Annotated in this window: 12 protein-coding genes and 1 pseudogene; 2 read left to right on the forward strand and 11 right to left on the reverse strand. The window is 57.5% G+C overall.

What is annotated here, in order from left to right; genetic code table 11:
* Position 1: 1 nt before the first annotated feature.
* Entirely contained in the window at positions 2-940 is a 939-nt protein-coding gene (locus tag I8E17_RS16245) for an SDR family oxidoreductase (RefSeq protein ID WP_113352754.1), read from the reverse strand.
* Between the two features lie 188 nt (positions 941-1128).
* Here I8E17_RS16245 and I8E17_RS16250 point away from each other — a divergent pair, with 188 nt between their 5' ends.
* Together I8E17_RS16250 and I8E17_RS16255 are read left to right on the forward strand one after the other, a co-directional pair.
* A complete protein-coding gene (locus I8E17_RS16250; protein ID WP_113352755.1) occupies positions 1129-1704 on the forward strand; it encodes a sugar transferase in 576 nt (191 codons plus the stop codon).
* Between the two features lie 133 nt (positions 1705-1837).
* Positions 1838-3247, forward strand: coding sequence for an O-antigen ligase family protein (locus I8E17_RS16255; RefSeq protein WP_113352756.1), 1410 nt, complete (start codon positions 1838-1840; stop codon positions 3245-3247).
* Positions 3248-3295: 48 nt separating this feature from the next.
* Here the strand turns inward: I8E17_RS16255 and I8E17_RS16260 are convergent.
* From I8E17_RS16260 to virB5, 10 genes and pseudogenes are all read right to left on the reverse strand, one after another.
* Positions 3296-3472 (reverse strand): annotated as a pseudogene (locus I8E17_RS16260) (helix-turn-helix domain-containing protein); the annotation flags it as partial.
* 783 nt (positions 3473-4255) lie between these two features.
* Positions 4256-5830, reverse strand: coding sequence for a Fic family protein (locus I8E17_RS16265; RefSeq protein WP_219511412.1), 1575 nt, complete (start codon positions 5828-5830; stop codon positions 4256-4258).
* 618 nt (positions 5831-6448) lie between these two features.
* Positions 6449-7438 (reverse strand): P-type DNA transfer ATPase VirB11, encoded by a 990-nt coding sequence (virB11, locus tag I8E17_RS16270; RefSeq protein ID WP_219511410.1) that lies wholly within the window; start codon positions 7436-7438, stop codon positions 6449-6451.
* Positions 7439-7446: 8 nt separating this feature from the next.
* The gene (gene virB10, locus I8E17_RS16275) at positions 7447-8616 is read right to left on the reverse strand and encodes a type IV secretion system protein VirB10 (RefSeq protein ID WP_219511407.1); all 1170 of its coding nucleotides are present in this window, start codon (positions 8614-8616) and stop codon (positions 7447-7449) included.
* A complete protein-coding gene (virB9, locus tag I8E17_RS16280) occupies positions 8606-9484 on the reverse strand; it encodes a P-type conjugative transfer protein VirB9 (RefSeq protein WP_219511500.1) in 879 nt (292 codons plus the stop codon). Before virB9 ends, virB10 begins: the two co-directional genes overlap by 11 nt.
* Before the next feature lie 5 nt (positions 9485-9489).
* Positions 9490-10161: a virB8 family protein gene (locus I8E17_RS16285; protein ID WP_113367167.1), complete on the reverse strand. Its 672-nt coding sequence runs from the start codon at positions 10159-10161 to the stop codon at positions 9490-9492.
* On the reverse strand, positions 10161-10448 hold the full coding sequence (locus I8E17_RS16290) for a hypothetical protein (protein WP_113421270.1): 288 nt from the start codon (positions 10446-10448) through the stop codon (positions 10161-10163). Before I8E17_RS16290 ends, I8E17_RS16285 begins: the two co-directional genes overlap by 1 nt.
* A 35-nt stretch (positions 10449-10483) precedes the next feature.
* Positions 10484-11416 (reverse strand): type IV secretion system protein, encoded by a 933-nt coding sequence (locus tag I8E17_RS16295; protein WP_219511405.1) that lies wholly within the window; start codon positions 11414-11416, stop codon positions 10484-10486.
* 3 nt (positions 11417-11419) lie between these two features.
* Positions 11420-11650 carry an EexN family lipoprotein gene (locus tag I8E17_RS16300; RefSeq protein ID WP_219511403.1) on the reverse strand — a complete coding sequence of 77 codons (231 nt, stop codon included), beginning with the start codon at positions 11648-11650 and terminating at the stop codon, positions 11420-11422.
* The gene (gene virB5, locus I8E17_RS16305) at positions 11647-12318 is read right to left on the reverse strand and encodes a P-type DNA transfer protein VirB5 (protein ID WP_229002123.1); all 672 of its coding nucleotides are present in this window, start codon (positions 12316-12318) and stop codon (positions 11647-11649) included. Before virB5 ends, I8E17_RS16300 begins: the two co-directional genes overlap by 4 nt.
* Positions 12319-12328: the final 10 nt, after the last annotated feature.

The following is a 12328-nucleotide window of genomic DNA, read 5'->3' on the forward strand; positions in this document are numbered from 1 at the left end:
GCTAGCTCAGCGCGCCTTTATCCCCGCCGGCGACCGTTGCCGCCAACCCTTCTTCGACGGAGTAAGGCGGCGACCAGCCGGTGAGCGCCCGCGTCTCGCCAATATCGACCTGAAGCGAGCTAAGCAATCGCCGCGCGGCGGCTCGACGTCCCAGAATTGCGGCAAGTCCCTCAAGCAGCGCAGGCGGCAGCGGTAGTATCCAAGCCTTGCGCCCTGCAGCCAGAGATAGTTTGGAGATCAGCTGGCCAATCGAAAGATCTTCGCCATCGCTGACCAGGAATACACGATTACTGACGGCAGAGTGGCTGGCGCAGAGCAGCATGAAATCGACGAGATTGCCGATATAAACGAGCGACCTGCGGTTTCGAACCGCCCCAAACGGCCAGGGAAACGGCCGCGCAGCCCACCTCATCAAGCTTGCGAAATTCGCCTTAACGCCGGGACCATAGACGAGCGGCGGCCGAATGATGACGACCTCCATGCCCGTTTCCGCTGATATCGCGAGCAAGGCCTCCTCCGCCTCCAGTTTCGAGCGGCCGTAGGCATCTTCCGGATTCGGTATATCGGAAGCCTTGAAAGGCTCCCCCTCCGCCGTCTCCTCGCCATTGACCTTGATCGAGCTCAGGAAGACGAAGCGTTTTACGCTCGCGGCCGCGGCTTGTCGCGCCAGGTTGACGGTCGCATCGACATTGACGGCTCGGAACGCAGCCAAGGGATCGGCGGCGCTCTCGTTCATGACATGGACGCGGGCCGCCAGATGCATGACGACATCGACGCCGGCAAGCGCATCGGTCCAATCCGTATCGCGATCCATCGTCCCGATGGCGACGAAGCTTGGGCGGGAGTTGCGGCTGACCGGCCGATACTCCATTCGCCGGCGGGAAAGCTCCGTGCACAGAGCTTGTCCGACAAAACCCGTCGCACCCGTCACCAGGATCATCCGCCAGCTGCCTCCACTTTTTCCGCACCATGATTAATTGGGACATGCTTTGCACGGGATGTCTGCTTAGAACAAGGGCGGGGAATCTTGCCGGGACTGGTTGTGCTTGAAATCGCGATATGAGATGGACGGAACACTGACGACCTTGATCACCCTCAGAACAGAGGGTGATGCAACGACAAGAGACGATGTTTTATACGATCGCCAAGCGCCTTTTCGATTTTCTCGCCGCTCTAGCCGCGACCATCGTTTTTTTCATCCCGATCCTGATCGTCGCACTTGCAGTGCGTCTGACCTCACCTGGTCCGATCCTCTATTGGTCGGATCGGGTCGGCCGGAAAAATAAGATCTTCCGCATGCCGAAATTTCGAAGCATGCGTACGGATACGCCGGCGGTTGCGACCCATCTGTTGAAGGACCCCAAGATCTATCTGACGCCGATCGGCTCCTTCCTGCGCAAGTCGAGCCTCGACGAGTTGCCGCAGCTTTGGTGCATCCTGAGAGGCGAGATGAGCATCGTCGGCCCGCGCCCGGCGCTATTCAACCAGCACGATCTCGTCGCACTGCGCACGGAACGTGGCGTCGACGCTTTGCTACCGGGCTTGACCGGTTGGGCGCAGGTCAACGGCCGCGACGAGCTGCCGATCCCCGAGAAGGTGGCGCTGGACGAGGACTATCTGCACCGACGCTCCTTTCTTTTCGATCTGAAGATCATTTTCCTGACGGTATTGAAAGTGGTCCGGCGCGACGGAGTTGCTCATTGACAAACAATCAGCGAAATCGGCATCAGTGACACAACGGCGCGGGAAAATTGCCGTATTCCTGCCCCTTTGCGACCATACGGCCCGTGACGGGGCGAGGAATGCCGGATGGTGAACCGATTCTGGACAAAGGCGGATGACGACATTGGACGACTCGCGCATCAACAAACCGCATGCTGATCTTGCAGCCGAACCGATCGGCGTCACGAAGGCAGGAAGCAACATGACGAAGCCGCTCGCCATCATCGGCGGCATTCTCTGGCTGCTTGTCGCTTCGCCGACCGTCGTCGAGAGCGACGCCTACCGGTATGCCACCGCGCTCCTCTCTCTGATCGCCCTCTACTACTATATGAAGGCGCCGATACGGCCGCGCACCGATTGGATCGGCTGGCTCTGCATGGGCTGGGCCTTCTATGTCATGGCGCGTTTCTTCATCACCTTCTGGCTGACGCCGCAGCACGATATCGGCGCTTCGGATTGGCTCTATGCCTTCCCCTTCTTCTTCCCCATCATGGGCGTCGCCTTCCTGCTCTACGAAGAGCTGATGGAAAAGATCGTCGCGGCCTATTTCGCCGTGGTGCTCGTCATGCTGGTCGCCACTCAGCATCTGCGCGAGGTCTTTGCCGGCGAAACCATCCGCCCGCTGATTATGAACAACCAGATCCACGGCGCCGTCGCCTGCGGCATGATCGTGATCTTCACCCTATTCTGGCTGTTGCATTACCTAACGAACAAATCGAGCGACCGCCGGATCGCCCGCTTCGCCTATATCGCGTCGCCCTTCATCTTCGCGCTCTGTTTCATCGCCATTTACGGTGCCAAGTCGAAAGGCGTCTGGCTGGCACTCGGCATCACACTGCCTGTCCTTGCGCTCATTACGCTGACCTACCTGCGCCTGAGGAGCGGTGCCATCATTATTATCGCCGTCGCGGCCCTGTTGATCGCAGGGATCTATGGCGTCAGGCACAATCTGGACAAAACGGCCGGCCCAACTGTATCGGCAGCCCTTTCCATGGTCGAAAATGTGGCCAATGGCCATGAGATGGGCGGCGTGGTTTCAAACGCCATCAGCTCCAGCAATACACCGGTGTCGATGGACGAACGCCTGCAGCTCTGGTCGAACAGCTGGGAAGTCTTTTCATCGGCGCCGATCTTCGGCTGGGGCAATCGGTGGCTCGAACGCTGGGCCGAGACGCGCTACTCGCATGTTCAGTACACGCTGCTGCACAACGGCTATCTGGAAATCCTAGTACGTTACGGCCTGTTCGGTGCGGCAATCATGGGCTTTATGCTCGCCACCTTCATCCGCGCCGTCTGGCGCGCCCGCACGGCCGGCATTATTCCGCGCGCCGCATGGCACGCCTATATCGCCTGCCTTTTCTTTTTCTCATTGACGCTCCTCAGCAACTCCAACAACCGCCTGGCGATCGGCGAAAGCCTGGCCTTCGCAAGCTCCGCCTTCGCCTGCTGGTGTCACATGCGGCTGAAGGGGGAGTATTTGACGATCTCTAAAGGGGAACGGCAAGAAGCGGCCGTGAGAGCGTGAGCATGATAGTTGCACGACTGCTTCGGGTAGCTGGTTGGCATAGCGCACAGGCCGCCGTGACCGATCCGTCAGCGCCTCCAGGCCATCGTCCTTGTAGCGGTTGAAAACCTTGTAGCCGGTCTTGGGCGAGATCCCGAACTCCCGGCACACATCGCTCATGCCTTCGCCTCCAGCAGCCGGGCGACAGAGCGTAGAGGTTCCTCGATCACCGAAGGCTCTCTCCACGGCATCAACACCTCCCGCCAAAAAGCCGAAAGTGTTACCACCCATATCTCCAGTACAATTCGTCACCTATCTCTCAGGTCGGGCACCGAGGCCTCCAAAGCCGTCCATACCCGCCGAGCTACGACGCACGAAGAGCGACTGATGGCCCCCGCGTGAAAAGCGTAGAAACTAGCGCGTTTGGTGGTGGAAAAGTTCGAACGCTGCCGGCGAGAAGTCGTTTTTGACGCGAGGCGGAATTCAAGTTCATCGTTGGATGATCTAGGCAACATTTCATCACAAGCAAACTCAGCGCCTTGAGATCACCCTTCTTCGCGATTGGCGACAAAACGTTCGATCTATGTCGTATCGGGCCAGGATCGTTCCCGACAAATCCGCGTCCTGCGCATGCAGGAAGTATTCGGTTCCGAAAATGCACCCTCTGCCAAAGCGGTGATGTCTAGCAGACCTTGTAAACGCCGATCGAATACCTTCCTCCATATCGGTGGTTGAGCATCGTCCGCTGAGCCCGAAGAAGCCATTCGCTGACACAGCTACCCGCCCAAAATGGTATCGCTCCGCCATTTAAGGGCGCTTAACTTAGCTCAGCCCCTATTTAAGCCAGGAGCCAATTGCTTAAATAACACTGCACTCTCGTAATTGGACATGTCCGTTTCAGCTTCTAACCTTCGGCTAGGCCGCTTCGTCGAGACCCCTATAGCGGGCGAATCGTGCGCGCCTTCGTGCCGCCCCCCATTACCGCTTGAACCGTCGATCGACGTGCTGGCCCTATTGGAAAGGCTGAGCCTAGCCGAGCGGGCCTTTGGGCGCGCCATCCTCATTCGATAGGCTGATGTCGAAGGCGTCGCGAACCACCGCTTCCGCTGACGTTACCTCCTCGTCCGTCATCTTTTCGAATTCACGACTGCGCCGCTTCTTGGAAAGCGTACCCTCGTTCTGACGGATGAAATTGATGAGACTGGAGATCATCCCGTCCGGCATCTCAAGGAAATCCTGAATGCGTCCCTTCGCTTCATCGAAGCGCGCGAGGTGATCGATCTCATTTGGCAGGTCATGCCTGATCGTCTGTACGACGCAAGCATAGAGAAATTCCGTCAACTTCGTATAATCCCCGAACCTGTAGAGATCGGCAGTGTCGTTGAGGACACTCACGTTTTTCTCCGGTGTCGGCACCCATTCGATAAAGGGCAACAGCGGTCCGGTGTAACCGCGCAGGCGCTCGCCATACTCCTCCTGGCGTTCAAGAAGTACGGAAGAAATGGGAAAAATCATGCCAGCGGGCGTATATCCGCGCTCAGACAGAACATGGTGTATGAGGTACCGATGCAGGCGACCGTTTCCGTCTTCGAAGGGATGGACGAAGACGAAGGCGAAGGCCATGACCGAGGCTTGAAGTACGGCATCGACCCCACTCTCCGCCATCCTGCTTCCTGCGGCTATGATCCCTCCGAGCAGATCGCTAATGTCTTCGTGCCGGGCTGAAATGAATTCGGGGAGAGGATCGTCGTTCCAGTCGCGATCGCCAATAAAGCCGCCGGCGTCTCGCAGCCCGCGCTTGATGAACCGGCTCTCCTCGATCACAATGTGCTGGAGGCGCACGAGTTCGTCCGCTGTGATCGGCCGCTTTCCCGCTTGAGCAACAGCCCTCATCCAACGCTCGAGGCGGCTTCGCGGCGGGCGTTCGCCTTCGATCTGGTAGGATGCCTGGCTATCCGACAGAAGCAGAAAGCTTGCCGCGCGCGTAACGATCCCCTTTCCGATCTTTCCGATGAGCTCTTTGGCTTCAGCGTCCCAGCGGTGGGCGACCGTGTCGACGAGATATTCGGTACGCCTTAATACGGGGCAGAATGCTGGTGTGCCAAGGAGATTGTCTCGCACGCGGTGACGGGGCGAATTCACGGGGGACGATGTGAAGTAGCTCGCGGTGTCAAGCGCTTCAACATAGTTCCCCCGTTCCGCGTCCGGAATGTCAAGGCGCGTACCTGTCAGCCATTCATAGAAAAACCAGATCCTGCGCGTCGCACTGCTCGTCGGTTCGGCTTCGATCAGCGCTGCGATCTCACTTGCCGGGACGATGTAAAATAGCTTTTTTAGGATCAACAGATCGATCGTCTCGTGCCTCAATGCGAAAGACAGATGTCCAAGCAAGCTGTCCTCTGGAGCGAAGCGCTTGTCGAAGATCGTCCAATCCTCATGTGCTCTCCTCGAGCCATAGACGAAGCCCTTCGCGACGCATGAGGGGTGACGAACAGGGGCTGCAATTCCGTATTTCTGAACGAGAGCTGGATACCCAACGGGGACCGTATCCATTGGCACAATACGTTCTTGGAAGACCGTTGGATTTGCGGGATTGGCTGTCATGCCGACTTCCTTCCTCATCGAAAAACAAGTTACACCATCGAAAGATGATTATTTTCGAGGCATAATATCGAAAATCGCTTACATCGGAAATCAGTTATTCGCATCGAAAAACGCTTATATACGATTAATCATATCGAAAATTGATTAACATGGGCATAAGCCTCATCGAAACCGTAAGTTTTTATCGAAAATCGATTAATAACGGAGGCCGTTATAGAAAATCAATTAGAATCCCAAAGCGACTGACGAAATCGCCTTTTCGCTCAACAACACACTAAAAGCGTCATTGCCAAGTCGATGATGCTGCGACCGACCGGCTCGCCACCGCGAAATTAAAGTATTTGCACGCCAATGCTCTCGATATTTTTCGGATAACCTGCGGGCAACTACGAGGCTGCGCGACGAAAGACGGCGTGTGGCCCTGGAGAGCGCTCACGTACCCGAATTCGCATTCACATCGGCCATTTTTCAGCTCAGTTTTCCGATGAGCGAGGCGGTTCGCTTGAACCCGAAGAAAAGGAAAGCTCTAGAAAATCGGTTAGGCCTGTTTTCCGTTTACAAGGAACCTCGGCTGAAGCGAAAAAAGCAAATACAGGAACTAATCATTTCTCCGCTCGATCACGGCTCAAAATAAATCTCGCTCACCCGAAACCGCCCGTCGATCCGCCTGCACTGGACAATGATATCGACCGCGACCTTCAGCAAACTACGAATATCGCCGCGCTCAAGGTCACGACCTCCTTCCGACTCTTTTACGAGCAACGTCAGTTGCTCAAGTGCCAGCGCCGCAGAATCGGCATGCACCGTTGTGATCGATCCAGGATGCCCTGAATTGACATTGCGGATGTAGTAGAAGGCCGAGCCGTCGCGCAGCTCCTGTAGAAGAATGCGATCGGGTCGCATCCTGAGGCACGATTCGAGCAGATCTTTCGCGCTGATTTTCGCCAGCCCCTGCCCTCCTTTCGAATAGAAAAGCTTGACGTGATTGGGCTGCGAGATGACCAGCTCCGGCGTATCCTCGATCGAGATTATCCGCTCATGCTCCGGGATATGCCGGATCAATGCCTTCGACAGGGTGGTCTTGCCCGATCCGGTCGCCCCCGAGATGATAATGTTCTTGCGCGCAAGAACCGCCGCACGCAGAAACGTCGCGTAATCGCCTGCCTTGAGGATCTTGTCCAATCTCGCATCTGAGGATTCGCTATGACGGTTCGACGAGGAGACATTGGAAAATAATTCACCCCTTTCGAGATCATCCAACGTCAGCGTCACCGACGAGGGCTTTCTGATCGTGACGCTAACCGTGCCCTTGCTCGTTGCCGGCGGAACAACAATCTGAATCCGCTCTTCATCTGGCAAGGTGGCCGACAGGATTGGCCGGGCCTCGTCGATTGCCTGGTTCGAATAGCTTGCAATGGCCCGGGCCAGACGCATGAGCTTCTCGAAGCTAAGATCCGGCAGCGCATGGCGTCGCCATCCCTCCGTTCCCTCGGTCAGGACTTCACCTGGGCGGTTAACGACGATCTCATACAGCGACGTGTCCTTCAGGAAGCGAGACAATGGCAAAAGCAATTCACGCACCACACGAGCATCTGAAGCTTCCGCCATCTTCCGCCCTACTTGGTCACGAGCGTTGATCGAGGCCCGAAATCCCCCGATACCGCGCGATCGAGGATCCTGTTGCGGGGTTCGGTGACACGCAGGCTATAGACGTCGGAAAAATCGAGATCGCGGGCGACAAAAATCGAGACGAGTTCGCCTTGATGCTTTGTCAATGTCGGCACAATATTGATGGATTGCTCGACGGCGATCGCTGCCGCCAGCTGGCCAGCCGTCGCCGTATTCTGCGCTTGAACGTCACTATCCTGCAGCCGGCTGCCGGCATAGGTCGTCGCGTCCCCGACGATGGAGAGCAGTATGGCACTGCCGAAGCGCTCCCACCAATGCGTGTCAACATAGCCATCCATGCCCGCGCGCCCGAGTGCGTCGGTCGCAGGCGAGGCGAGTGTAATAATCACACCTTTTGGCGTCTTTGCGCGATTCCAAAGCACGAACAGGCGCTTCTGGCCCCGGTTCAAGCCGCCTCGATATTCTCCGACGATCTGAGTTCCTTTCTCCATCAGGACCACGCGGCCGTTGTCGGAAAGAACATCGCGATTGATGACGCAGCTGGCGAAGCCCGGCTGATCGGAAGCGAGCGCCGTCTCGAGCACGCACGGAATGGAAGTTCCCATAGCGACAATGAAGTCGCGGTTGCCGAGCGTGCCGGCGCGTGATCCTTCCAGATGAGTCGGCGTCAACATCCTGTTGAAACGCTGGTCCTCGGTTTCAGGTTGGGCGCCCCCAAGGCTGCCAGGAATGGGCAGGTAATTGGAACCGAGGTCTTGCGACATCGCGGCTGCTGTGTCGCGGCGTTGCGATGATGACTGCTGTCCATTATAGGCCATGACGGGCGCACGGCGGGCGGAGTCCAACAAGGTGTCCTCAGCGGGTGTGACCTGCTCCTTTGATGCAGGCGTCGGTAGCAACACCTCAGGAAGGGGTGTGGCCGGCTTTACCTCTTCCTTCGCCGGCTCAAAGTCAGCCGTCTGGCGAATGACGACATGGTCGGGCTCTTTCGTCTCAGCCTTTTGCCGGTCACGCATCGACCACAGCGAAAACGCAACAAAGGCGACCATCGCTAGAACCACGCCACCGCGCTTCAGGAATGGACGGCCCTCAGTTCGCGCATTGACATCCGTCTCGGCGCGCTCACCTGGGATACGGTCTTCCGCCTCATCCGCCATGGGCTCCTCCTGTTGCGGCACCAGCCGCCCGCGCTTTCACGACGCGCTCGACCGAAGGCGAGGTCGTATTGGTGTTGGGATCGATGCCGGTCGGATCGTAGGCTTCGTTAAAGATGCAGAGCACGTCTCCTCCCCGCCGCAGAATGAATTTGCGGCCGATCGCATGAACGAGCACGAGATCACCGGAAACCGACTTGGGTACCAGGCTTTCGGTGCCGTCGGAGTTTTCCATATAGATTGCCGGGATTTCCTGATTGCCGGAGAAGGCGATGGCCGTGATCTTGCCGTTGTCATAAACAGCGTTCGGTTCCAAGGCCCCTGATCCCTGCGCCGAATAACGCCAATTGCGCGGTCCATATTGCTCGTGCAAAGCCAGCACTGTGTCGGCTTGTCCGGCTTGTGCTGCCTGGGTTCGCGCGAGCGCCTCCTGACGACGGCGTTCGGCATCATCGGCTGGATAGCGATATTTGACATAGAAGTAAGTATCCTGGCCGGCCGCAACCGGACCGTCTCGGACCGTCAACTCCATCTGGTAACTGCGCGTCGAACCGTCACGACGTGTCGTGACCACGGAGATGTTGGTGACCGGCTGGTTCTCTCGCGCCTTCAGGAAGAGGATATTGCCGGCCGGCGCCACTTCCCATGCGACCGTGTTGCCAAGCGCCACATGGGCAATTTCCTCGTCGGCGGCAAACTCCACCTGGACGGAGGAGCGCAACGAGCCCACGATCCTGGTAATATTGTAAGGCTGATAGTCGACGAAGCGGATCCGACTGTCCTGGGAGGCCCCGCGCGGCGTTTCCAGCGCAAGGGCTGCCGATGGCCAGCCAGCAGTCAGGAGCAGTGCGATCAAACAATGATGTTTCAGATGTTTCAATTGATGGCCTCCGGATCGGATCGATAGTCGCTGACGGCGAAGCCGAGCGGATTTATCAGCCGATCGGTCGAGGACATTGGAGCATTCACATAGGAGAAGGTAAGCGTTGCCACCCAATGGGTCGTATGGGTCTCGTCACCGCGGGTGATGGTACGCATATAGCGAACAGACAGGACGTGGGCGTTGATCAGCGAGATGGAAACGATGTTGATCCGCGATCTGGCGCCGCGACCGTAGATATTTTGCGGGGAATCCGGATTGCCACCGCGATAAATCGCGGCAAAGCGGGTCTGTTCCGGCGCCGTTGAAAGCAGCGAAACCGTGCGAAAATTCTCCTCCGCCTCACTCCAGACATAACCCTCGCGGGCACGAACATAGCGAGCGGCAAAATATTTGGTCACAGCTTCGTCGTAGGTGCCCGCAGTCGACGTGAGAGCCGAAACGACATCGACAATACCGGTGGAATTGTCGACTCTCACGACAAAAGGCTCGACCGTCTTCAGCGGTGTCAAACCTGCGATTGCAACGATCGAAGTCGCCGCAAGAATGCCGGCCCCGGTGGCTACGAACCAAGCAATCCGAGCCGAACGTTCCATCTGGATCATGCGATCCTGGTCGAAGCGCCGGGCCTTATCGAAATAATCCTTGAGACTGTCCGTCGTCACCATCACCGCTGCCCTCCGCATGGGCGATAGGAGTGGCCGACATCAAAATGCGCGAAGGCGGCGGGAACGATATCCGGCTTTTCCTCGACGTAGGCAGGTGGCTTGCCACCGGACTGTGCCGATGAAGAGCGAGGCGGTTGCGGTGTGGACCGACTATCGCCGCCCCATTGCCACATGGCGCGATTGAGCGGCCGGCGCGAATAGCCGTCGCATTTGGGCAGGGGATAGGAATATGACGCGCAACCGCCGAGCGTTGATGCCACACAAAAAAGCACGAATATTCGGATCATCGTGAACCATCTTGTTGTTTGCTTGAAGTTCCACATCAGCGGGTCCTTTGGGAACGAAAGCTACGGCCAACGGCACGTGCACCCCGACCGGTCGCTCGCGCCATGTAGGTAGCACCTCGAGCAAGCGTGCCTTCATGCGCGTCGCGTGCCGCGCCATAGCCGTAGGTGAGCGACGCTCCGCCCGCGGCAAGTGCCGAGGCGATGCCTGGAAGCTGATAAAAAACGTAGAGGGAGGCCAGGCAAATGGCGCCGAGCGCAACGGGTCGCATGAGTACGTCGCTGTAGCTCTCGATCATCGTGAAGGTGGAATCGATACAACTAATGAGTAGCGAGCCAACCGCCACGACCAGTACCTGCAGGATCACGAAGTTGGCGAGTTGCCCGATCCAGGCCTCGGTAAAGCGGCGTGTCGAGCGGAACATAGCGAGCGCCACAAAAATGGGGCCGATAGCGAGCACGATCGCCAGTGCGAGACGGGCATAGAGCGAGACGATGTAACCGATCGCGGCAACCACGAAACTTGCCAAGATGACTAGCATGCCACCGAAGCCGGTGACGATGTCGACTCCCCATGAGGCCCGCGCCCAGATCTCGTGTGCGCATTTCTGACCTTTATCCAATAGGCTGTCGAAGGTCGAGGCGCTTGGTATCGTGCCGGAGTTCAACGCGTGTGAAATCTCCTTGGGCAAGGTGTCGAAGAAGATACCGCCGACATAAGTCTGATACTCGCCAGCATTCGTGACCAGCATCAGGATGATGGCAAGCTTCATTGCCCGAAAGGCGAAATCCATGATCGGTTCGTGGACTGATCCGCGCAGGATCAGGAAGCCGTAGAGGATGACATAAAGTGTCAATGCCGCCGTCAATGGCCCGGTGACCCAGCTCGCGATATTCGACGTACCTGACGATATGAAGTTCTCCAACGGCGCCTTGAACTGCCCATCGACGAAGGCAAAGATTTGATACATACCTCAGCCTCCAAGCGTTTTGCCCATGCGCTCCAGGCGGGATTTCCAATCCGCCGCCTCGGCATTTACGCAGTTCGGCGCGGCTCGCAACTCGCCGGGATTGCTTTTGCATTTGGCGATGAGATCCGACAGCAGCGTCTGGTTAGCCATCAGCTCGTCGACCGAATAGATACGTTCGGGCTTCGTGAAGCCGAACAAAGAGACACCGAGTTTGAGGAGAACAAGAAACTTCATTGAAGGGCCGCTCCCATCGTATCCATGCGCTTGCGCCAATCCTCGGCCTTGCGCTGTTCATCGACCTGAACCTCGGCCTGCTGCACCATCTGCAACGCCTGCATTCTGAGCATATCGGTCTGGAGAAAGGCCGTTTCGGCCTGCAGCCGCGCCTGCAGGTCGGCGATGTCCTTGGCGTCGCTCGCCGAAGAGATTTGCCGGCGTAATTGATCAATCCCGTCGATCCGCTTGGTCGCGGTATCGTAAATTTGCTGCCCGAGGCCCATCTGCCCTGCATTCTTGTTCTGAAGACGCGACAGTTCTTGAGCATAAAAGTCGTTAGCGCTCGTTTTGTAGGTCGAATTGTCGGTCAAGAACTTTGAGGCGGCATCGCCAAGCGTGCCTGAACCTGCGCCCCTGAGCAGGCTTTCGACGGCAGAAAAGTCCCCTGGCAGCGCCTTTCGGATCGCCGGATCGTTCAACAGGCTGGCGACGTCGGCCATGTTGGTCAGCTTGTTTAGCGAACCGTAGAGCTGCTGGGCCTGCTGGAGTTGCTGGTTCAGCGCATCGAGCTGCGATTTCAGTTGGGTTATGCTTTCGATCTGCTTGGCAATCGCGCTCTGGTCGATAACAGGGATACCCTGTGCGTCGGCGGCATACGAAGAAAGGAACAGTACTATCGCTGTCATGGGAATCATT

This window comes from Rhizobium sp. AB2/73 (genome assembly GCF_020871915.1).
Lineage (GTDB): Bacteria > Pseudomonadota > Alphaproteobacteria > Rhizobiales > Rhizobiaceae > Rhizobium > Rhizobium dioscoreae.

Excerpts from the sequence above, each read along its gene's own strand:
- I8E17_RS16300 (WP_219511403.1), bottom strand. The coding sequence starts at position 11,650 with ATGAAGTTTCTTGTTCTCCTCAAACTCGGTGTCTCTTTGTTCGGCTTC.
- I8E17_RS16285 (WP_113367167.1), bottom strand. The coding sequence starts at position 10,161 with ATGGTGACGACGGACAGTCTCAAGGATTATTTCGATAAGGCCCGGCGC.
- I8E17_RS16245 (WP_113352754.1), bottom strand. The coding sequence starts at position 940 with ATGATCCTGGTGACGGGTGCGACGGGTTTTGTCGGACAAGCTCTGTGC.
- virB10 (WP_219511407.1), bottom strand. The coding sequence starts at position 8,616 with ATGGCGGATGAGGCGGAAGACCGTATCCCAGGTGAGCGCGCCGAGACG.
- I8E17_RS16255 (WP_113352756.1), top strand. The coding sequence starts at position 1,838 with ATGACGACATTGGACGACTCGCGCATCAACAAACCGCATGCTGATCTT.
- I8E17_RS16265 (WP_219511412.1), bottom strand. The coding sequence starts at position 5,830 with ATGACAGCCAATCCCGCAAATCCAACGGTCTTCCAAGAACGTATTGTG.
- virB11 (WP_219511410.1), bottom strand. The coding sequence starts at position 7,438 with ATGGCGGAAGCTTCAGATGCTCGTGTGGTGCGTGAATTGCTTTTGCCA.
- I8E17_RS16295 (WP_219511405.1), bottom strand. The coding sequence starts at position 11,416 with ATGTATCAAATCTTTGCCTTCGTCGATGGGCAGTTCAAGGCGCCGTTG.
- virB5 (WP_229002123.1), bottom strand. The coding sequence starts at position 12,318 with ATGACAGCGATAGTACTGTTCCTTTCTTCGTATGCCGCCGACGCACAG.
- I8E17_RS16290 (WP_113421270.1), bottom strand. The coding sequence starts at position 10,448 with ATGATCCGAATATTCGTGCTTTTTTGTGTGGCATCAACGCTCGGCGGT.
- I8E17_RS16250 (WP_113352755.1), top strand. The coding sequence starts at position 1,129 with ATGTTTTATACGATCGCCAAGCGCCTTTTCGATTTTCTCGCCGCTCTA.